Below are 20,416 nucleotides of genomic sequence, written 5' to 3'. Positions count from 1 at the left end.
GGCGGCACCACCGTCCTGCCCGTCAGCCCCCGCACCGACCTCGACGAGATGGCCCGACTCGTCACCGACCACGGCGTCAGCCGCCGACCCGGCCCTACGCCGCTCCGGGGCCGTCGGCCGCCAGCAGTTCGGTGAGGCGGCGGACGGCGAAGGGTATGAGGTCGCGGACCGGGACCAGGCGGCAGGGCGCGTCGCCCACCAGCACCTCGCGGATGCCCGCCCGCTCCTCGAACTCCCGCCCCACCAGCGGGAAGTGGGTGTCGTTGTCGTCCCCCACGTCCGGCGCCTCGATCCACACCCGCTCGCCCTGGATCGCCATCGGGAAACGGCGGAGCTTGAGCCGGCGGTTGGGCGCGAAGGTCTCGGCGTAGTGCAGGAAGGTGTTGCGGTTGTGGCCGACGCCGACCAGCAGGACGTGCCCGCCGAGGTCGTGGAGCGCGCCGAACGGCGACTCCCGGCCGACGGCGAAGCCGAGCGAGCGCCGGGCCGTGACCTCCCGGGCGTGTGCGCCGACGGCGGCGACCGAGACCTGCGGATGGGCGCTGCGCAGGCTCTCCGGCAGGCTGCGCAGCGCCTCCGCCACCGCGCCGGTGCCGGACGGGAGAGCGGAGTGGAAGAGCGGTACGGCGGACCGGAGTTCGGCGACCTCCGGGCCGGGCGGACCGCTGTGCCCCGGGGCCGGATCCCGGACGGTGTCGGTGGTGAAGGTGGGCGCGGCGACGGTGCCGCCGGGCCCGACCGCCTCGCGCAGGCTGGCGACCACCGCCGCCGCGCCGCCCTCGACCCGGCCGAGGCTGGAGAGCGAGGAGTGCACGATCAGCGCCATGCCCTCACGGACGCCCACCCGGCGCCAGCCCTCGACGAGGTCGGCGGTGGTGAGCGGGCCGGTGCCCGGTGTGGTCATGGTGCCCCCTGCGGTGCTGTTCGTGCTGGGATCGTTCGGGGCCGACCATAGCGGGTCGCACTGACAGTCGGTCAGGACGGGGGTACCGTCGGTCGCCCCGCGGGCCGGGCCGCCGCTCGCCCCGCGGGCCCGCCGGCGAACCGGATCACCGCCGGGCGGCCGCTCGCAGGCGCGGGTAGTCGGTGTAGCCGGCGGCCTCCTGGCCGTAGAGGTGGGTGGGGTCGACGGCGGCGAGCGGGGCGTTCGCGGCGAACCGTTCCGGCAGGTCGGGATTGGCGATGAAGGCGCGGCCGAAGGAGACCAGGTCGGCCAGGCCGGCGGTCAGCACCGCCTCGCCGCGCTCGCGGTCGGTGGCGGCGCGGTTCTCGCCGACGTTGCCGATCAGCGGGCCGGACCAGCGCGGGCGGAGGTCGGCCAGGGCCGGGTAGTCGTCGTTGTCGGTGAGGTGGAGGTAGGCCAGGCCGAGACCGTCGAGTTCGGTGAGCAGCGCCCGGTAGACCGGGGCCGGGTCGGCCTCCGCCATGCCGAACTGGGGATTGCCGGGAGACAGCCGCAGGCCGAGGCGGTCGGGGCCGACGGCCTCGGCGACGGCGGTGACCAGCTCGATCGGGAAGCGCAGCCGGTCGGCGAGGGTGCGCGGGCCGTACTCGTCGGTGCGCAGGTTGGTGTTGTCGGCCAGGAACTGGTGGATCAGGTAGGAGTTGGCGCCGTGCAGCTCGACGGCGTCGAACCCGGCGGCGAGGGCGAGGCGGGCCGAGGCGACGTGGTCCGCGATGGTGCGGTGGATCTCCTCGCGGGTCATGGCGCGCGGGGTGACGGCCTCGGCCTTCCCGCCGTCCCGGACGTGCACCGGGCCGGGGGCGGGCACGGCGGAGGGGCCGGCCGGGACGTCGCCGATCAGCCGGTTGAGCGGGTGGCCCTGGCGCCCGCCGTGCATCAGCTGGGCGGCGATCCGCCCGCCGGCGGCGTGCACGGCGGTCGTCACCGTGCGCCAGCCGCGCACGTGCGCGGGCGTCTCCAGGCCGGGCAGGCGCCAGCCGGACTGGCCCTGCCGGCTGGGCCAGATGCCTTCGGTGACGATCAGGCCGGCGCTCGCGCGCTGGGCGTAGTACTCGGCGACGACGGGCAGCGGCGTGCCGTCCTCGGCGGCCCGGTACCGCGTCATCGGGGCCATGACGACGCGGTTCGGCAGTTCGAGCCGGCCGAGGCGGTACGGGGTGAGCAGGGACGCGGTGGTGGTCGTGGTCGTGGTCACGTCGGTACGGTAGAACCTGACATCAGTGTCAGATTCAAGCCCGGCCGGCGCTCCTGGCCCCGGCGTTTCCGGCCCCGGCCGGGGCTTCGGTGCCGGCTGCGGCTGTGGCTGCGGCTTCGGTGAGGATCAGCTCCTCGATGCCGTAGAGGAACCGTTCCATCGCGGGGCGCGGGAGTACGGTCGGGTCCGCCGTCATGGCCAGGCTCAGCGCCTCGGCGGACTGCAGGGCGTCCAGGGCGTAGGTCAGGCCGGGGCGCGGCTCGAACTCCGCCGGCCAGCTGAGGGTGGTCCGGTCGTCGCCGGGGTCGGCGGCGGCCGGGAGCAGGTCCCGGGTGTCGTTGAAGACGCAGGAGCGGTCGGCCAGCGGGGCCCCCTCGGCGGCCAGCAGGGCGAGTTCGGCGGCGAGGGCCGCCTTGTCGTAGTACGCGTGGCGGTAGGTGCCGATCGCCGCCGCGTGGGTGCGGCGCACGACCTCGCCGAACTCGGCGGTGGCGTCCGGGAGGTGGAACAGTCCGTCGCCCGCGACCACGCTCACCGCGTGGGCCAGTTCGGGCAGGAAGCGGTTGTTGACCACCACGTTCAGGACGGCCTCGGTCGATCCGGCGAGACGGGCGGTCATCGCGGCCGTCGCGGCGAGCAGTACCGAGCCCGTGCTGACCCGGTGCACGGCCGCCACCCGCTCGACGGCCCGGGGCAGGGCGGGGGAGCGGAGCACCGCGTTCGGGAACCGGTCCGGCTGTCCGGTGGCCGGGGGGAAGAGCCGGGGCGGGCCGAGCCGGAGCTTGCGGACGAACTGCCTGCGGGCCGCCGCGTCGCGCCGCAGCCCCCGCTCGGAGGTCTGGAACCCGGCTTCCTCCAGCGGCTGTTGGGCGGGTGCGCGCAGCCCGGCCAACTCCTCGGGGGAGGTGCCGAGGCAGAGCGCGGACAGGTCGGCGACCAGGCGGCTCATGCCGGAGCCGTCCACGGCGGTGTGCGAGAGCACCAGGCTGAGGTGCCGGACCAGCCCGTCCGCCGTGACGGCGCCGATCCGGATCGGCCACTCGGTGGCGGTGTCGAAGACCTGCGCCGCCAGTTCCCCGTGCAGTCGGGCGCCGAGCTCGGCGGGGTTCTCCCGCTCCCCGGCGGGCAGCAGGTGGACGCCCAGGGTTCCCTCGCCGTCGACGACCTGGCGCAGGACCCCGGCCCCGTCGGCCTGCAGTCGGGTGTGCAGTGAGTCGTGCAGGTGCAGCAGCTGCTCCAGTGCGGTGAGCAGGACGGGCAGGGGCACCCCCGGGTCCAGCGGCGCCGCGGCGGCGATGTTGTAGCGCGGCGCGTCGGCCGCCGGCAGCTGTCGTACGGCGTCCCAGATGGCCCGTTGGCCCCAGGTGGCCGGTCCGGACCCGGTGCGTCCGGACGAGAAGGCGATCTCCAGCAGTTGACGAGTGGTCACCGTTCGGCTCTCCGTGGTGCGGTGGTCGTTGAGTCGTGCCGGTGCGTTGGGAGCGCGGGTGCTGCTGGGGAGAGTGTGGCGCACCGCCCGCCGCGCGTCGAGGGTCCGGCCGGCTGTCGGGGCCGGGGGGCGATTGCCGGGGTCGACTGTCGGGGTCGACTGCCGGGGGTTCCGGAAGTCTCTTGATATGAAGTATCTTGATATCGAGATTGATGGCGACGGAACAACGGGGGCCTGTCATGCGGGGGAACGGACTGATGGCGCAGCTGCGGCGGCCACCGGGCGGACGGGACGCCCGGATCATGCTGCTGGCGCAGGGCGTCGACCGGACCGGCACCGGAGTGTGGGCGGCCGCCTCGGTGCTCTACTTCACCTACGTGTGCGGGATGGACGCGCGGCAGCTCGGACTGCTGCTCGGGGTGGGCGCGGTGGCGGGGATCGCCGGGTCCCCGCTGGCCGGGCGGGCGGCCGAGCGGGTGCCGGTGCGGTGGCTGCTGATCGGCTGCCACCTGCTGCGGCTGGGGGCCATGGGGCTGCTGCTGGTGGTCGACGACTTCACCGCGCTGCTGCCCGTGGTGGCCCTGATCTGCCTGGCCGAGCGGGCGGCCAAGACGCTGGAGATGCTGTTCGCCACCCGGGTGGCGGGGGAGCGGCGGGCCACCTACCAGGCGCTGTTCCGCAGTGTGGCCAACGCCGGGTACGCGCTCGGCGCGGGCGTCGCGGCGATCGGGCTGGCGGTCGGCACCACGGGCGCCTACCGGGTGCTGATCCTGGCCAACGGGCTGTCCTACGTGCTGGCCGCCGCGCTGGTCCGGCGCACCCGAGAGCCGTCCGGGCGCGGCCTGGTCGCGGCGGAGGCCGGGGAGGAGCCCGCCGGGGCGCCGGCCGCCCCGCCGAGCCCCTGGCGGGACCGCGGCTACCTGCGGTTCGTCCTGCTGGACATACCGCTGAACCTGGACGACTCGATCCTCAACGTCGGGCTGCCGCTCTGGCTGGTCCACCACACCGGTGCGCCGCACGCCGTCGTCCCGGTCTTCCTGGTGCTCAACACGGTGCTCGTGGTGCTGCTCCAACTGCGGGTCTCGGCCCGGGCGGAGGGGGCGCTCGGGGCGGCCGCGGCGGTGCGCTGGTACGGGGTGACGGTGCTGGCCGGCTGCATGCTGATCGCGCTCTCCACCGGAGCCGGCCCGGTCGCGTCCTCGGCCGCGCTGCTGGCCGCGGCCCTGCTGGTCACCCTGGCGGAGCTGCTGCGCTCGGTGAGCTCCTGGGAGTTGGCGGTGGTGCTGGCCCCGCCGGGCGCCCGGGCCTCCTACCTCGGGGTCGCCGGGATGTCCCAGTCGGTGCAGAAGTCGGTGGGGCCGCTGGTGCTGACCGGGGTGGTGATGGCGGCCGGACCGGTCGGCTGGCTGGGGCTCGGTGCCGCGACCGTCGGCCTCGGCGTGCTCCAACGCCGTTCCAGCCTGCGGCGGTTGGCGGCACTGGACGCGGCGGCCGGTGGTCCGGCGGCCGCGCCGGCGGGCTCGGCCGCCGCCACGGCCCCGGTGGGCTGAACCGGCGCGCCGGCACCCCCGAGTGCTCCCCGGGTCTCCTCCCGGGGAGCACTCGGGGGGCGATCGGGGACATCCCCGATCCGGCCCCGAGAAGCGCCGGTCGGCGGCCCGTGCCCGGCCGGGCGCGGTTAGCGTGCGGCCATGACTTCGACCAAGGCATCGACCAAGGCATCGACCCCGCGCAAGCGGCTCGCCGTGGCGGCCGGCGTCGCCGTGCTGCTCTGCGCCGACGCGGCCACCGCCGTCGCCCGGCCCGCCGGTCCGCCCGCCGCCGTCGACTTGTCCGCGCCCGCGGGCTCGTCCGCCACCGCCGGGCCGTCCGTCCCGGAGCAGTTGCGCCGGGACACCGCCGCGCTCCACGACCTCGGCATCAGCGGCGTCCAGGCCCGGGCGATCGGGCCCGACGGCCGGCAGGCGGTCGCCACCAGCGGCACCGCCGATGTGACCACCGGCCGCCCCGTCTCCCCCGACGGCTACTTCCGGATGGCCAGCACGGCCAAGACACTGGTCGCCACCGTCGTCCTCCAACTGGAGGCCGAGGGAAGGCTGTCGCTGGACGACACCGTCGGGCACTGGCTGCCGGAGGTGGCGCGGGCCAAGGGCGGCGCCGGGATCACCGTCCGCCGGCTGCTCCAGCACACCGGGGGCATCAAGGACGACCTGCCCGGATACGGGACGAAGGACGAGTACGAGCAGGAGCGCCACAAGGTGTACACCCCCGAGGAGTTGGTGGCCAGGGCCGAGTTCCTCGACGACACGGGCTGGAGGTACTCCAACACCGGCTACATCATGCTCGACATGATCATCGAGCGGGCCACCGGCCGCCCCGCCGAGCGGGAGGTCGAGGACCGCGTCCTGCGCCCGCTCGGCCTCGACCGGACGCGGACGACGGGCACCTCTCCCACCCTGCCCCGGCCCCACGCCCGGGCGTACCAGCTCTTCCCCGCCCCCGACGGCCGGGTGGACGTCACCGAGCAGATCCCGATGGTCAGCGGGCTCTCGTGGGTCACCACCACACGGGACGAGAACGTCTTCCTCCGTGCGCTGCTCGGCGGCCGGCTGCTGCCGGCGCGGCAGCTGGCCGAGATGAAGGAGACCGTGCCGGTGGACGCCGCCACGGAAGCGCTGTGGCCCCACGGGCGGTACGGGCTCGGTCTGGTCGAACGTCCGCTGGACTGCGGGGGGAGCTTCTGGGGCCACGACGGCGGGGACGCCGGTTTCATCACCGTCAACGGCGTGACGGAGGACGGCCGGCGCAGCGCGGTGGTCTCCATGTCCGAGGCGCTCGGCGACACCCCGGACCACATCGAGGCGCAGGAGGGGGCGGCCGGCGCGCTGATCGAGCACGCCCTGTGCGCCGGGAGCCCCGGCGGCAGGTGAGCGGCACACCCCGGTGCGAGGCGCGCCCTCGTCCGAGCGAGGCTTGCGGTCGGCCCGGAGCGCGGGTGATACGCGTGCGCGACACCCGCCGGGCCGGCCGACTCGCCCTCCTGGGCGAATCGTTCCCACTGTCGGTTCGCCACCGGGGTCGTCTCCTCCCGGAGGCGTACCCGGGTAGGCCGCGGGATCGAGGCCGGGTCGTCCCGAGGGGCGATGACCGGCCGTGGAAGGGACGGCAGCGTGGTGGTCATGACGGAAGATGAGAAAAGAATGAATGAACGTCAGTTCCGCTCGCGGGTGGGGAGGTTCGCGTCCGGAGCGCTCGCGCTCGGGCTGGCGTCCGCGCTGCTGGCGGGGACGGCGCCCGCTTCGGCGCGGGCCGCGGACGCCGGGCCCGGGACGGACGCCGACCGGGGCGGCTGGACCGCGAGGATCAGCCGGACCGAGAACGGTGTGCCGCACGTCCTCGCCCGCGACTTCGGCGGACTCGGCTACGGCTACGGGTACGCCTTCGCCCAGGACAACCTGTGCCAACTGGCCGACCAGGTGGTCACCGTGCGCGGCGAGCGCTCGCGTCACTTCGGCCCGGACGGCCGGACCATCGACCGGGTGACCAACCTGGTGAGCGACACCTACCAGCGGGGCGTGCTGAGCTCCGGCACGGTGCGCCGGCTGCGGGCCGCCCCCGCGCCGCTCGGCCCGACCGACGAGGCGCGGCACCTGGTGGACGGCTACGTCGCCGGGTACAACCGCTACCTGCGCGACACCGGCACCGACCACCTCCCGGACCCGTCCTGCCGGGGGAAGGCCTGGGTCGGGCCGATCACCGCGGACGACCTGTGGAACATCCTCTACAGCGTCAACACCCTGGCGGGCAGCTTCGCCGCCCAGCAGGAGATCGCCACCGCCGTCCCGGGCGGCGCGACCGCGACCGCGGCCGGGGCCGAGCCGGCCGTCCCCCGGATCGCCGCTCCCGGCCGCTCCGCCGACAACCCCGAACTCGGCAGCAACGCCTGGGCGATCGGACGCGACGCCAGCCGCAGCGGCAACGGCCTGCTGCTGGCCAACCCGCACCTCCAGTGGGCCGGCCCGGACCGCTTCTACCAGGCCCAGCTGACCATCCCCGGCGTCCTGGACGTCGCCGGCGCCGGGCTGTACGGCATCCCCTTCCTCCAGATCGGCCACACCCGCGGCCTCGCCTGGAGCCACACCAGCAGCTACGCGGACCACTACACCCTGCACCGGCTCACGCTGGTGCCCGGGGACCCGACCGCGTACCTGGTGGACGGCAAGGCCGAGCGGATGGCCCGGGAGGACGTGCGGGTCACCGTCCGGGCCGCCGACGGGACGCTGTCCACCGTCGACAGGACCGTCTACCGCTCCCGCCTCGGCTACGTCCTCGCCAACGGCTGGACCGGGGAGCAGGCCTACACCCTCGACGACGCCAACGCCGAGAACCTGCGCTCCCTGAACCAGTGGGTGGCGATCGGCCGCTCGCAGAACCTCGACGACCTGCGCCGCGCCCAGCGCACCTACCAGGGCCTCCCCTGGGTGTACACCACGGCCGTCGACTCCAGCGGCACCACCTGGTTCACCGACGCCTCCGCCGTCCCGCACCTGCCCGACGCCCAGCGCGACCGCTGCCTGGTCGCCGACACCCCGATGGGGCGGATCCTGGACGGCTCGACCACCGCCTGCGACCCGGGCAGCGACCCGGACGCGCTCGTGCCCGGCGTGTTCGGCCCCGCCAACCACCCGAGCCTGACCCGCACCGACTACGTCGCCAACTCCAACAGCGGCCCGTACCTGACCAACCCGGACGCGCCGATCACCGGCCTGCCGGCCGTCTACCAGGGCGCCTCCGAGCGGATGCTGCGGACCCAGCTGGGCCTGCGGATGATCGCCGACCGCAGGGCCGGCACCGACGGCCTCGGCGCCCCCGGCTTCACCCTCGGCTCGCTCCAGGCCACGATGTTCGGCAACCGGGTGCAGAGCGCCGAACTCGACCGCGACGACGCCGTGGCCCTGTGCCGCGCCCACCCGGAGATCACCGCGACCGACGGCACCAGGGTTGACGTGCGCCCGGCCTGCGACGCGCTCGCCGCCTGGGACACCCGGGCCGACGCCGACAGCCGGGGCACCGTGCTCTGGCAGGCCTACCGGGACGCGCTGGCGCGCACCGGCACCACGGCCTGGCAGACCGTCCCGGCCGACCCGGCCCTGCCGCTGACCACCCCGCGCGGCATCGACGCGGCCGACCCGGACGCCCAGCGCGCCCTGGCCGACGCGGTGCGGGACCTGGCGGCCCGCGGTCTGCCGGTGGACGCCCCGATCGGCCTGGTCCAGCGCTGGGCGGGTGTCCCGCTGCACGGCTGCTCCCACCAGCTGGGCTGCTTCAACGTGGTCACCGCCGGACCGGACTCCGGCGCCGGCGGCGGCACCTACCCGACGAACCCGGGCACCGTCCCGCACGGCACCAGCTTCGTGATGGCGACCGAGCTGACCGACCGGGGCCCGCGCACCCGGACGCTGCTCACCTACGGGCAGTCCGCCGACCCGACCTCGCCGCACTTCGCCGACCAGACCCGTGCCTACGCCCGCAAGCAGTGGACGACCGAGCGCTTCACCGCGGCCGAGATCGCCGCGGCCCCGGGCCTCGCCGTCACCGTCCTGCGCCGCTGATCCCGGCGGACGAGCCCGCTGGGGCCCGGAGTCGTGCTCCGGGCCCCACCGGGCGCGGGCGTCGGGTCGACGTCGGCCGCGGGCTCAGGCGACGGCTCAGGCGCGGGCTCCGGCGACGGCTCAGGCGAGGGTGACCTCGACGGGGAGCCTCTTGATGCCGTTCACGAAGTTGGACCGCACCCGCGGGACGTCCCCGACGAGCCTGATGCCCGCCAGGCGCGGGATGAGCTCCTCGAACATGATGCGGATCTCGGTGCGCGCGAGCAGGTTGCCCAGGCACAGGTGGGGGCTGCCCTTGCCGAAGGTGACGTGGTCGTTGTCCCGGCGGGTCACGTCGAAGTCGTAGGGGTTGCCGAAGACCTCCTCGTCGCGGTTGCCGGAGGCGAACCACATGACGACCTTGTCGCCCTCCCTGATGCGCTTGCCGCCGAGTTCGACGTCGCGGGTGGCCGTGCGGCGGAAGTGGTAGACGGGGGAGGCCCAGCGCAGGAACTCCTCGACCGCGGCGGGGATCAGGGAGGGGTCGTCCCGGAGGCGGGCGAGCTGTTCGGGGTGCTGGAGCAGGGCCAGCATGGAGTGGCTGATGGTGTGCCGGGTGGTCTCGTTGCCGGCGACGACCAGGAGCAGGAAGTAGTTGTCGAAGTCCTGCGCGGAGAGCGGCACGCCGTCGCGCGGGGTCTCGTTGACCAGCCTGGAGATCAGGTCGGTGCCGGATCCGCCGCGCCGCTGCTCGGCGAGTTCCCGGCCGTAGGCGAAGACCTCCAGCGAGGCGGGGGAGCGGAACGGCAGGTCGCGGTACTTCTCGCTCTCCGCGCTGTGCAGCAGGACGTCGGCGTAGTCCGGGTCGGTGTTGCCGATGATCCGGTTGCCCCAGTCGATGAGCTGCTGGTTGTCCTCCGGCGGCACGTCCAGGAGGCGGGCGAGGACGTTGATCGGGAAGTCGGCGGAGACCTCCTTGACGAAGTCGAAGCTGCCCTTGGCCAGGGCGGCGTCCAGCGTGGTGGCGGTCAGCCCGCGCAGGAAGTCGGCGTAGCTGTTGATGACGCCCGCGCCGAACTGGCGCTGGAGGACGCTGCGCAGGGCGCGGTGGCGGACGCCGTCCAGCTCCAGGATGGAGGCGCGCTTCTTGATCTGGTCGTCGTCGACCTCCTCCAGGTTGACGAACCTGGTCGAGGTGAAGGTCTCGGCGTCCCGGTCGACGCGGGCGATGTCGGCGTGCCGGGTGACCGACCAGAAGCCGGAGTTGGGCGCCTCCTCCGGCTGCCAGTGGACCGGGTCCTCGTGGCGCAGGGTGTGGAACATCCGCCACGGCGTGACGCCGTCGGCGAAGTTGTCGAGATCGGCCAGGTTCACCTGGTCGAGGGGCATCGGTTCGTCGATGGCACCGGAGGGGGGCGGGGTGGACGGCAGGGTGGTCATGGTTGGTCTCCTCGGGCTTACAGGTGGTACGCGTACTCGGTGAACTCCCAGTCGGTGACGTGCCGTTGGAAGCGGGCGACCTCGTCGCGCTTGTACGAGAGGTAGGCGTTGACGAAGTCCCGGCCGAGCACCTCGGTCAGGGCGGTGTCCGCCTCCAGCGCGTCGAGGGCCTCGGGCAGGGACATCGGCAGGACCGCGGACCGGGCGACGTCGTAGCCGTAGCCCTCCAGCGGGGCGGCGGGCTCCTCGCCGGCGACGACGCCCAGCAGCGAGGCCGCGACGGTTCCCGCGATCAGCAGGTAGGGGTTGGCGCTGGCGTCCCCCAGCCGCAGCTCGAACCGGCTGCCGGAGCCGCGCTCCGGCGGGATGCGGACCATGGCGCTGCGGTTGTCCAGCCCCCAGTCGATCAGCCAGGGGGCGAGGGTGTCCGGGCCGAAACGCTTGTAGGAGTTCACCGTCGGGTTGGCCAGCGCGGCGAGCGCCGGGGCGTGGGCCAGGACGCCGGCCACCGCGTGGCGCGCGGTCGCGCTCAGGCCGTACGGCGCGGCCGGGTCCGCGAAGGCGTTGCCGCCCGCGTCGTCCACGCAGGACAGGTGGAGGTGGAAGCCGGAGCCGCCGGCGCCCTGGAAGGGCTTGGCCATGAAGGTGGCCAACCGGCCTTCCTTGCGGGCGAGTTCCTTCACGGCGGCCTTGAAGCGGAAGGCGCGGTCCGCGGCCTCCATGGCGTCGGAGTGGTTCAGGTTGATCTCGAACTGGGAGCCGTCGAACTCGTGGTTGCCGTTGGTGATGCCGATGCCGAGGTCGCGCAGCAGGCGCAGGGTGCGCAGCAGGTGGTTGTCGCCGTCCGCGCGCAGGCCGGCCGTGTAGACCACGCCGGCGGCCTCGCTGTAACGGCGCCAGCCCTGCGGGGTCCCGGGGGCGGCGTCGCACAGGAAGTACTCCAACTCCGGCCCCACGACGGGGTGCAGGCCGTACTGCCGGCAGCGCTCGACGACCGTGCGCAGCAGGTCCCGGGGGGATTCCGGGGCGGGCCGTCCGGTGGCGGGGTCGGTGACGTCGCCCAGGCAGCTGGCGACTCCGGGCTCCCAGGGCAGGGCGGTCAGGGTGGTGAGGTCGGGGCGCACGCAGATGTCGGGCAGTCCGGCGTCCAGGCCCCCGGCGACGGGGACCACGTCGCCCTGGGGGCTGGTGTGGTAGACGGCGCGGCAGAAGGCGAGTCCGTGGTCGCAGGCCGAGGGCAGGTGGTCCAGCAGGACGTCCCGGGCCCGCTCGGTGCCGATGAGGTCGGGGTAGGTCACCCGGACCACGTCGATGCCCTGGGCGGCCAGCCGCTCCACGTGCTGGCGGACGGGCGGGATGTCGGATGCGCTCACCGGTGTCTCCTCTGGGGGGAAGTGCGGCGCCTCCCGTGCTCACGGCGTCGGGAGGGCCAGGGCGCACGGCAGTGGCGGAGGGGGTGGGGGAGGGGGCGCGGCGGCTTCGGACCGCGGGGTGGGGCGGGGCGCCGCTCGCTCGCTGGTGGCAAACGGTAGGTATGCCGGTCGCTCTCCCGCAAGGGGTCTGCCCCAGAAATTTATCCATCCGGATAGCTATTGACCAGAGGCCGGCTGCTTCCTATGTTATTTGACATCAAACGTTTTGGCGGTCCCTGTGCACCGCCCCCGGGGCGGCCACCGCCCTCGCGCGGCGTCCCCCGCCCCCCTCGGCCGTGATCCGGCCCCGCGGGCCCACGCCCCCTCACCCCCCTCGCCCGACGAGCCCCCACCACCAGGAGGACCGGCCATGAAGGTCGTCGTCGACATGAACAAGTGCCAGGACCACGGCCAGTGCGTCTTCGCCGCCCCCGACGTCTTCCGCTTCGACGACGACGGACGCCTCGCGTACGTCGCCGACCCCGACGAGTCCCTGCGCGCCGACGTCGAGGAGGCCGCCGACGTCTGCCCGCTGCAGGCCATCCGGATCGAGGACTGAGCCGTGACCGCACCCATCGTCGTGGCCGGCGCCTCCATGGCCGGGCTGCGCGCCGCCGAACAGCTGCGCGCCGCCGGCTGGGACGGGCCGATCACCCTGGTCGGGGACGAGCCCCACATGCCGTACAACCGGCCCCCGCTGTCCAAGGAGGTCCTGGCCGGCCGGGCGTCCTTCGAGTCGCTCGCCTTCCGGCCCCGGGCCAGCGTCGGCGACGTGCGGTGGCGCCTGGGCACCACGGTCGTCCGGGCCGACCTCGACCGCCGGACCGTCGAGCTCGGCGACGGGGAGACCCTGGCCTACCGCGGCCTCGTCGTGGCCACCGGCATGCGCCCCCGGCGACTGCGCTGCCCAGGCCCCGCCGCCGGACGGCACACCGTCCGCACGCTCACCGACGCCCGCGGGCTGCGCGAGGCGCTGACCCGGCCGGGCGTGCGCTTGGTCGTGGTGGGCGCCGGCTTCATCGGCTGCGAGGTGGCCGCCACCGCCGTGGCCCTCGGCGCCGCCGAGGTCACCGTCGTCGACCCGCAGCCGCTGCCCATGGTCGGCCCGCTGGGCGAACTGCTCGCCCGGGCGCTGCTCGACCGGCACGAGCGGCGGGGCGTGCGCTTCGCCCTCGGCACCGGGGTGACCGGCTTCCTCGGCGAGGGTGCCGTCACCGGTGTGGCCTTGGCCGACGGCCGGGTCCTGGACGCGGACGTGGTGGTCGAGTCGGTCGGCTCCGTCGCCAACACCGAATGGCTCGACGGCAACGGCCTCGACCTCTCCGACGGGGTGCTCACCGACGAGCACCTGCGGGCCGGCGGCCGCCCCGAGGTGATCGCCGTCGGCGACGTCGCCCGCTTCCCCAACGCCCGCTACGACGGCGTGCCGCGCCGCGTCGAGCACTGGTCCATCCCCACCGACACGGCCAAGCACGCCGCGACGGTGCTCGCCGCGCACCTCGCCGGCACCGACCACGGCCTCGCGCCGTTCGCCCCGCTGCCGACCTTCTGGAGCGACCAGCACGACTTCCGGCTCCAGTCCTTCGGCGCCCCCGCCCTCGGCCGGGACGACGCGCGCGTCCTGGACGGCGACCTCGACGGGGACGTCCTGGTCGGCTACCACCGGGCCGGGCGACTGGTCGGCGTCGTCTCGCTGGGCGGCCGGAGCGCCGCGGCCGCGGCCGCCCGCCACCGCGCCGAACTGCTCCGGCAGCCCGCCCTCCCGCAACCCGCCCCCACCGCGTAAGGAACCCCAAGTGGCCAGTGTCCGTGGATACTTCCACCCCAAGACGGCGACCGGCGCCTCCTCGCTGATCCCCTCGCCGCCCTGGCGCTACTCCGGCGACCTGCTCACCGTCGAGTACCGCACCGACCCGGCCCGGGTGCGCGAACTGCTGCCCGAACCGCTGGAGCTCGCCGACGAGGACCCGGGCGCCGTCGCGCTGATCTGGGCCGACTGGCAGTCCTGCTCCGCCGACGGGCGGGAGCTGATCGACCCGGTCCTCGCCCAGTACAAGGAGGCGTTCGCCGTCGTCCGCTGCACCTACCGGGGGCAGACGTACAGCCGCTGCGTGTACATCTGGGTCGACAAGGACTTCGCGATCGCCCGGGGCCTGCACCAGGGCTACCCCAAGAAGCTCGGCTCCATCCACCAGACCCGGCCGCACCCGTACGGGCCGGCCCCGCGGATCGAGGCCGGCGCCCGGTTCGGCGCGACCCTGGCCGCCGCGGACCGGCGCCTGGCCCAGGCCGTCGTCACCCTGCGCGAGCCGTCCGGGACCAACGGCTTCGTCAACGGCCACCCGATGGCCCACCACCGCTGGCTGCCCTCCATCGAGAAGGGCAAGGGCCTCGCCCTGGACGAGCTGGTCGAGTCCGGCGCCTCCTCCTTCGAAGCCGGCACGCCCTGGGTGGGCGACGCCGAGCTGGAGCTGTTCGAGGCGCCCACCGAGGAGCTGGCCCGGCTGGAGGTCCGCGAGCCGATCGCCGCCTACTACCGGCAGGTCGGCGTGGTGTGGGACGGCGGCCGGCTGCTCGAGTCGAACACCTCCGCCGCCGAGTGAACCCCCGCCGCACCGACCAGGAGGAACCCGCAGACATGAGCGACCACACCACCACCGTCGCCGGGGTCACCGTCGACACCCGGCACTGGATCGGCGGCGAGCGCGTCGCCTCCGCCGGCACCTTCACCGACGTCTCGCCCGTCGACGGCGGCGTCCTCGGCGAGATCGCCCGGGGCACCGCCGCGGAGGCCGCCGCCGCGGTCGCCGCCGCCAAGGCGGCCTTCCCCGGCTGGGCGGCCACCCCGCGCGAGGAGCGGGCCCGCGTTCTGCACGCGATCGCCGACGGCGTGGAACGCCGGCTGGAGGAGCTGGCCGTCGTGGAGACGGCCGACAACGGCGCCCTGCTGCGCTCGCACCGGCGTGGCGTGATGCCCCGGGTCGCGCACAACTTCCGGTTCTTCGCCGACTGGCTGCTGCGCCTCGGCCACGAGGACTTCGACACCCGCGGCCACACCAACCACGTCAGCTGGGACCCGGCCGGCCCCTGCGTGCTGATCACCCCGTGGAACGCGCCGCTGATGCTGGCCACCTGGAAGGTCGCCCCGGCGCTGGCGGCCGGCAACAGCGTCGTCCTCAAGCCGGCCGAGTGGTCGCCGCTGACGGCCTCGCTGCTCGCCGACATCGCCGCCGAGGCGGGGCTGCCGGCCGGCGTCCTCAACGTGGTGCAGGGCTACGGCTCCGAGATCGGCGACGCCCTCACCGGGCACCCGGACGTGCGCCGGATCAGCTTCACCGGGTCCGTCCCGACGGCCCGGCACATCGCCGCCTCGGCCGCCGCCAACCTCACCCCGCTCAGCCTCGAACTGGGCGGCAAGTCCCCGCTGCTGGTCTTCGCCGACGCCGACCTCGACCTCGCCGTCGACCTCGCGGTGGAGCAGTACGACAACGCCGGGCAGGTCTGCCTGGCCGCCACCCGGCTGCTGGTCGAGGAGGGCGTCGCCGAGGAGTTCACCCGCCGCTTCGTCGCCCGGGCCGCGGGCCTCGTGCAGGGCGACCCGCGCGACGAGGCGACCGACATCGGCCCCACCATCCACCCCCGCCAGCTGGAGAAGATCGACGGCTTCGTGCAGCGGGCCGTGAAGGCCGGTGCCCGCGCCGTGATCGGCGGCCACCGCCGGGAGGACGGCCAGTACTACGCGCCGACCCTGCTCGCCGACGTCGCCCAGGACTCGGAGATCGTCCAGGAGGAGGTCTTCGGCCCCGTGCTGACCCTGCAGACCTTCCGCGACGAGGAGGAGGCCGTCCGGCTGGCCAACGACACCCGCTTCGGGCTGGCGGCCACCCTGGCCACCGGCGACCGGGAGCGCGCCCGGCGCGTCACCGCGCGGCTGGTGGCGGGCACCGTCTGGGTCAACTGCTTCTTCGTCCGCGACCTCCGGGCCCCGTTCGGCGGCTCCCGGCACTCGGGCGTCGGCCGCGAGGGCGGCACCTGGAGCTTCGACTTCTACTGCGACCTCAAGAACACCGTCACCTCGCCGAAGGGCTGGAACGGCCATGGGTGAGATCGTCGGGGCCGGGCTGCTCGCCCACGTCCCCACCATCGTGCTGCCCGAGGAGACCAGGCTCCGGCTGAACGAGGGCAAGGAGATCACCCTCGTCACCGGCCTGCGGCAGCTGCGCGAGGACGTCTTCGCCCGGGCGGACTACGACACCGTCGTCGTGCTGGACTCCCACTGGGCGACCACCGTCGAGTTCGTCGTCACCGCCCAGCACCGCCGGGCCGGGCTGTTCACCTCCGAGGAGCTGCCGCGCGGAATGTGCCGGATGCCCTACGACTACCCCGGGGATCCCGAACTCGCCCGCAGCATCGCCTCGTTCGCCGACCGGCACGGCACCTGGATCACCCCGATCGACGACGCGTACCTGCCGGTCTACTACGCCACCATCAACCTCTGGAAGTTCCTCGGCGAGGGCCTGCCCGGCAAGCGCTGGGTGACCATCGGCGTCTGCCAGACCGGCGACATGGAGGACCACCTGCGGCTCGGCCGCGCCCTGGCCGACGGCATCGCCGCCACCCCGGGCCGACGGGTGCTCCTGATCGCCTCCGGCGCCCTGTCCCACACCTTCTGGCCGCTGCGCGAGCTGCGCGACCACGAGTCCGGTGACCCGTCGCACATCTTCACCCCCGAGGCGCGGGCCGCCGACGAGGAGCGGATCGCCTGGTTCAAGGAGGGCCGCCACGACCGGGTGCTGGACACCATGGACGAGTTCTGGCGGTACCGGCCCGAGGCCCGCTTCTTCCACTACCTGATGATGGCCGGCGCCCTCGGCGAGCGGGCCTGCACCGCTCCCGCGCGCCAGTACGGCGAGTACGAGAACTCGATCGGCACAGGTCAGGTCCACCTCTGGTTCGACCGCCCCGACAACGGCTGGACGGGCGCCGGACTGCCCGCGCCCGCCGGCCCCCGCAACCCCCACAGCCCGGTCTAGAAAGGCCCCGCCATGCCCGAGTACCGCCGCATCCTCCTCGACGGCGCCGCCGTCCAGACCGTGCGCGAGGGCGACGAACTGGTCGCCGGCGACGGCCGCCGCGTCGCGATCGAGGACGCCCACCACCTGCCGCCGGTCGTCCCCTCCAAGGTGATCGCCGTCCACCTCAACCACCGCAGCCGGGTGGACGAGTTCCGGATCGCCCTGCCGGACACCCCCACGTACTTCCACAAGCCGACCTCCGCGCTCAACTCCCACCGGGGCGCGGTCGTCCGCCCCGAGGGCTGCAAGTGGCTCAACTACGAGGGCGAGGTCGCCATCGTCATCGGCCGCACCGCGCGCAACATCGCCCCGGCCGAGGCGGGGGAGTACATCGCCGGCTACACCGTGGCCAACGACTACGGCCTGCACGACTTCCGGGACACCGACGCCGGCTCCATGCTCCGGGTCAAGGGCTCCGACACGCTGTGCCCGCTCGGCCCCGGGCTGGTCACCGACTGGGACTTCCGCGGCAAGCGGCTGCGGACGTACGTCAACGGCGAGGTCGTCCAGGACGGCTCCACCGACGAGATGACCTGGGACATGCACTACCTCGTCGCCGACATCGCCCGCACCATCACCCTGTACCCCGGCGACGTGCTGCTGTCCGGGACCCCGGCCAACTCCCGTCCGGTGCGGCCGGGGGACGTCGTGGAGGTGGAGGTGGAGGGCCTCGGCCGGCTTGCCAACCGCATCGTCACCGGCCCGACCCCGATCCGCGCCGACGTGGGCGCGCAGCCCACCGAGTCGGAGGAGGTGCTGTCCACCGCCCTGGGCGGGGACTGGGAGTTCCGCGGCATCAGGCCCCCGAAGCGCTGACCGGTGCGCCCCGGTAGGGTCGATCACATGAGCGATCCCGTCAAGCCTGCCGTCGAGCGCAGCCCCCGCAAGCGCGTGACGAACTACGGGACGGGACGGACGGCCCTGCTGGACGCCGCGGTGCGCGTGGTGGCCCGGGGCGGCCTGCGCAAGCTCACCTACCGGGCCGTCGCCCAGGAGGCCGGGGTCACCCACGGGCTCGTCGTGCACTACTTCGGCTCGCGGGACGCGCTGATCGAGGAGGCGCTGACCCACGCCATCCGCTCCTCGCTGAGCGTCAGCGCGCTCGGCGTCGGCGCGGGCCCGGCGACGGAGTTCGCCACCGGTCTCGCGGACATGGTGGAGTCCGGTCCCGAGGTGCAGGCCTTCCAGTACGAGCTGCTGCTGGAGGCCCGCCGACGGCCCGAGCTGCTGCCGCACCTGCGCGGCCTCTACGAGGAGTACTTCGAGGCCAGCCGCAGCGAGCTGGGCCGGATCCTGCCCGGGCCGGTGAGCCGCGGCATGTCCAGGCTGGTCTTCGCCGCGTTGGAGGGCCTGGTGCTGCACCAGCTGGTGTTCGGCGAGCGGGACGTCACCGAGGAGGCGCTGGTGGAGCTCCGGGGCCTGCTGGCCGGGCTGGCCGAGGAGCCGGACGAGCGCTGACGGGCGCGCGCCGCTGCTGGGCGCTGCCGCCGGGAACGGCCGGGTACGGCCGGATGCCCCGGGTACGGCCGGGTGTCGCCGGGTGCGGCCGGGTGCGCGTGAGGGCCGGGATCTCCCGTCTCCCGACCCCTTGTCAAACGCCTGGACGCGCCCCACGATGAGGCAACTCGTTTGACCTTAAACGACCTCCCCCCACTCCAAACTGGCAGGTGATCCGTGTGGACAGTCGGACGACGTCCTCCGAACGGACCGAGCGGGACGCCCCCACCGCGACCACGCTCAAACCCAACGCCCTGGGTGTCCTGGGCATCCTCTTCTTCGTCCTGTCCGGACAGGCCCCGCTGACCGGCATCGCCGGGGCCGCCCCGATCTCCGTCGCCCTCGGCAACGGCTCCGGCACCCCCGCGGCCTACGTGGTGGCCGGGGCGGTGATCCTGCTCTTCTCCGTCGGGTTCATCGCCATGGGCCGGCACGTCGTGGACGCCGGAGCCTTCTACACGTACATCGGCACCGGCCTCGGCCGGGCCGCCGGCGCGGGCAGCGCGGCCGTCGCCCTGTTCGCCTACTGCGTCATCCAGGCGGGCATGTACGGCCTGTACGGCTCGATCGTCAGCGGGCTGGTCGCCGACCACACCCCGCTGCACCTCCCCTGGTGGGTCTACACGCTGGCCACCATGGCCGTGGTGCAGGTCCTCGGCGCCCTGGGCATCGAGATGGGCGCGAAGGTGCTGGCCGCCTTCGTGCTCGCCGAGTTCAGCATCCTGGCGCTCTTCGGCGTCGTCACCCTCGTCAAGGGCGGCGGGCCGGAGGGCCTCGGGGTGGCCGCCGCCTTCTCCCCGTCGGCCGCCCTCCAGGGCGCGCCGGGCGTCGCCGTGATGTTCGCCCTGGCCTCGATGTTCGGCTTCGAGGCCACCGCCATCTACGGCGAGGAGGCGAGGGAACCCAAGAAGACGGTGCCCCGGGCCACCTACCTCTCGGTGGTCGTGGTCACCGGCTTCTTCGCCCTCACCTCCTGGATGCTGATCTCGGCCTACGGTGCCGACAAGGCGCCCGAGGCGGCGCGGAAGGCGCTGGCCGCCGGGGACTCGGCCGGCTTCGTGTTCGCCCCCGTCACCGACCTGTTCGGCGGCTGGCTCGGCGGCGTCCTGCCGGTCCTCCTGGCCACCTCGCTGTTCGCCGGCGTGCTGACCTTCCACAACTCCGCCAGCCGCTACCTGTTCTGCCTCGGCCGGGACCACCAACTGCCTGCCGCCCTCTGCCGGTTGAACCGCCGGCACGCCCCGGCGGCGGCCGGCCGGGTGCAGACCGCGATCGCCGTGCTGCTGGTCGTGCCCTTCGCGGTGGCCGGCAAGGACCCGGTGCTCACCCTGTTCTCCTGGTTCAGCGGGCTCGCCGTCCTGGCGATGATGCTGCTCTACCTGCTGACCTCGGTGTCGGTGGTGGTGTTCTTCCGCCGCCGGCGCCTGGACACCCGGGTGTGGAACACGGTGATCGCCCCCGTGCTGGGCGCGCTCGGCATCGCCGGCGCGATCTGGCTGATCCTGGCCAACTTCACCACCCTGATCGGCGGCGAGGCCGGCACCGCGCTGTGGCTCGTCCTGTCGGTGCCCGTCGTGATGGCGCTTGGCGTCGCCAACCAGTTGATCCGGCACCGGCGTTCGGGCCGGTCGGGCTGACCACATGGACGAGGCAGGCCGCTGAGGTCGTCGCGTGGGCCCGGCGGTGTCGGCCCCGGGCCTGCTCAGCGTGGTCACCATCGCGGAAATCCGAGCGGGCGTGGCCAGTCTCTGAATCCGTGGGAGTAGCCAGGCCAGGTGCCCCGCGCAGACGATCCGCACTCGGCAGCTCTACG

Annotated in this window: 16 protein-coding genes; 11 read left to right on the top strand and 5 right to left on the bottom strand. The window is 74.1% G+C overall.

What is annotated here, in order from left to right; genetic code table 11:
- Positions 1-94: 94 nt before the first annotated feature.
- The 3 genes from ACWD4P_RS34125 to ACWD4P_RS34115 all read right to left on the bottom strand — a co-directional run bounded on the left by ACWD4P_RS34125 (position 95) and on the right by ACWD4P_RS34115 (position 3,588).
- On the bottom strand, positions 95-904 hold the full coding sequence (locus ACWD4P_RS34125; protein ID WP_449782300.1) for an aminoglycoside N(3)-acetyltransferase: 810 nt from the start codon (positions 902-904) through the stop codon (positions 95-97).
- A 145-nt stretch (positions 905-1,049) separates the two neighbouring features.
- Complete coding sequence (locus ACWD4P_RS34120) at positions 1,050-2,159, bottom strand: alkene reductase (RefSeq protein WP_449782299.1); 1,110 nt, start codon at positions 2,157-2,159, stop codon at positions 1,050-1,052.
- A gap of 34 nt (positions 2,160-2,193) precedes the next feature.
- Positions 2,194-3,588, bottom strand: coding sequence for a condensation domain-containing protein (locus ACWD4P_RS34115; protein ID WP_449782298.1), 1,395 nt, complete (start codon positions 3,586-3,588; stop codon positions 2,194-2,196).
- Between the two features lie 257 nt (positions 3,589-3,845).
- On the opposite strand from ACWD4P_RS34115, the gene ACWD4P_RS34110 reads away from it, so the two are divergent.
- From ACWD4P_RS34110 to ACWD4P_RS34100, 3 genes are all read left to right on the top strand, one after another.
- On the top strand, positions 3,846-5,138 hold the full coding sequence (locus ACWD4P_RS34110; protein WP_449782297.1) for an MFS transporter: 1,293 nt from the start codon (positions 3,846-3,848) through the stop codon (positions 5,136-5,138).
- Between the two features lie 141 nt (positions 5,139-5,279).
- Positions 5,280-6,518 carry a serine hydrolase domain-containing protein gene (locus ACWD4P_RS34105; RefSeq protein ID WP_449782296.1) on the top strand — a complete coding sequence of 413 codons (1,239 nt, stop codon included), beginning with the start codon at positions 5,280-5,282 and terminating at the stop codon, positions 6,516-6,518.
- A gap of 270 nt (positions 6,519-6,788) precedes the next feature.
- Positions 6,789-9,200, top strand: coding sequence for a penicillin acylase family protein (locus ACWD4P_RS34100; RefSeq protein ID WP_449782295.1), 2,412 nt, complete (start codon positions 6,789-6,791; stop codon positions 9,198-9,200).
- A 120-nt stretch (positions 9,201-9,320) separates the two neighbouring features.
- Here ACWD4P_RS34100 and ACWD4P_RS34095 read toward each other — a convergent pair whose 3' ends face one another.
- Together ACWD4P_RS34095 and ACWD4P_RS34090 are read right to left on the bottom strand one after the other, a co-directional pair.
- Positions 9,321-10,619 carry a cytochrome P450 gene (locus ACWD4P_RS34095; RefSeq protein ID WP_449782294.1) on the bottom strand — a complete coding sequence of 433 codons (1,299 nt, stop codon included), beginning with the start codon at positions 10,617-10,619 and terminating at the stop codon, positions 9,321-9,323.
- A 17-nt stretch (positions 10,620-10,636) separates the two neighbouring features.
- Positions 10,637-11,992: a glutamine synthetase family protein gene (locus tag ACWD4P_RS34090; RefSeq protein ID WP_449782293.1), complete on the bottom strand. Its 1,356-nt coding sequence runs from the start codon at positions 11,990-11,992 to the stop codon at positions 10,637-10,639.
- A gap of 409 nt (positions 11,993-12,401) precedes the next feature.
- Here ACWD4P_RS34090 and ACWD4P_RS34085 point away from each other — a divergent pair, with 409 nt between their 5' ends.
- The 8 genes from ACWD4P_RS34085 to ACWD4P_RS34050 all read left to right on the top strand — a co-directional run bounded on the left by ACWD4P_RS34085 (position 12,402) and on the right by ACWD4P_RS34050 (position 20,240).
- Entirely contained in the window at positions 12,402-12,590 is a 189-nt protein-coding gene (locus tag ACWD4P_RS34085) for a ferredoxin (RefSeq protein WP_359826492.1), read from the top strand.
- A 3-nt stretch (positions 12,591-12,593) separates the two neighbouring features.
- Positions 12,594-13,817: an NAD(P)/FAD-dependent oxidoreductase gene (locus tag ACWD4P_RS34080; RefSeq protein ID WP_449782292.1), complete on the top strand. Its 1,224-nt coding sequence runs from the start codon at positions 12,594-12,596 to the stop codon at positions 13,815-13,817.
- Positions 13,818-13,827: 10 nt separating this feature from the next.
- Positions 13,828-14,634 (top strand): acetoacetate decarboxylase family protein, encoded by an 807-nt coding sequence (locus tag ACWD4P_RS34075; protein WP_449782291.1) that lies wholly within the window; start codon positions 13,828-13,830, stop codon positions 14,632-14,634.
- Positions 14,635-14,669: 35 nt separating this feature from the next.
- Positions 14,670-16,136: an aldehyde dehydrogenase gene (locus ACWD4P_RS34070; RefSeq protein WP_449782290.1), complete on the top strand. Its 1,467-nt coding sequence runs from the start codon at positions 14,670-14,672 to the stop codon at positions 16,134-16,136.
- Complete coding sequence (locus tag ACWD4P_RS34065) at positions 16,129-17,064, top strand: 3,4-dihydroxyphenylacetate 2,3-dioxygenase (protein ID WP_359826484.1); 936 nt, start codon at positions 16,129-16,131, stop codon at positions 17,062-17,064. The genes ACWD4P_RS34070 and ACWD4P_RS34065 overlap by 8 nt, the downstream gene beginning before the upstream one ends.
- Positions 17,065-17,076: 12 nt before the next feature.
- Positions 17,077-17,922 carry a fumarylacetoacetate hydrolase family protein gene (locus tag ACWD4P_RS34060; RefSeq protein ID WP_359826482.1) on the top strand — a complete coding sequence of 282 codons (846 nt, stop codon included), beginning with the start codon at positions 17,077-17,079 and terminating at the stop codon, positions 17,920-17,922.
- 27 nt (positions 17,923-17,949) lie between these two features.
- The gene (locus ACWD4P_RS34055) at positions 17,950-18,564 is read left to right on the top strand and encodes a TetR/AcrR family transcriptional regulator (protein WP_359826479.1); all 615 of its coding nucleotides are present in this window, start codon (positions 17,950-17,952) and stop codon (positions 18,562-18,564) included.
- A 218-nt stretch (positions 18,565-18,782) separates the two neighbouring features.
- Positions 18,783-20,240, top strand: a complete 1,458-nt coding sequence (locus tag ACWD4P_RS34050) for an APC family permease (RefSeq protein ID WP_449782289.1) — start codon at positions 18,783-18,785, stop codon at positions 20,238-20,240.
- Positions 20,241-20,416 lie beyond the last annotated feature (176 nt).

It is taken from the genome of Kitasatospora sp. NPDC002543, from assembly GCF_053594915.1.
This window is presented reverse-complemented; position numbering and strand designations above follow the sequence as displayed.

Excerpts from the sequence above, each read along its gene's own strand:
- ACWD4P_RS34125 (WP_449782300.1), bottom strand. The coding sequence starts at position 904 with ATGACCACACCGGGCACCGGCCCGCTCACCACCGCCGACCTCGTCGAG.
- ACWD4P_RS34055 (WP_359826479.1), top strand. The coding sequence starts at position 17,950 with ATGAGCGATCCCGTCAAGCCTGCCGTCGAGCGCAGCCCCCGCAAGCGC.
- ACWD4P_RS34100 (WP_449782295.1), top strand. The coding sequence starts at position 6,789 with ATGAATGAACGTCAGTTCCGCTCGCGGGTGGGGAGGTTCGCGTCCGGA.
- ACWD4P_RS34065 (WP_359826484.1), top strand. The coding sequence starts at position 16,129 with ATGGGTGAGATCGTCGGGGCCGGGCTGCTCGCCCACGTCCCCACCATC.
- ACWD4P_RS34060 (WP_359826482.1), top strand. The coding sequence starts at position 17,077 with ATGCCCGAGTACCGCCGCATCCTCCTCGACGGCGCCGCCGTCCAGACC.
- ACWD4P_RS34070 (WP_449782290.1), top strand. The coding sequence starts at position 14,670 with ATGAGCGACCACACCACCACCGTCGCCGGGGTCACCGTCGACACCCGG.
- ACWD4P_RS34085 (WP_359826492.1), top strand. The coding sequence starts at position 12,402 with ATGAAGGTCGTCGTCGACATGAACAAGTGCCAGGACCACGGCCAGTGC.
- ACWD4P_RS34105 (WP_449782296.1), top strand. The coding sequence starts at position 5,280 with ATGACTTCGACCAAGGCATCGACCAAGGCATCGACCCCGCGCAAGCGG.
- ACWD4P_RS34110 (WP_449782297.1), top strand. The coding sequence starts at position 3,846 with ATGGCGCAGCTGCGGCGGCCACCGGGCGGACGGGACGCCCGGATCATG.
- ACWD4P_RS34095 (WP_449782294.1), bottom strand. The coding sequence starts at position 10,619 with ATGACCACCCTGCCGTCCACCCCGCCCCCCTCCGGTGCCATCGACGAA.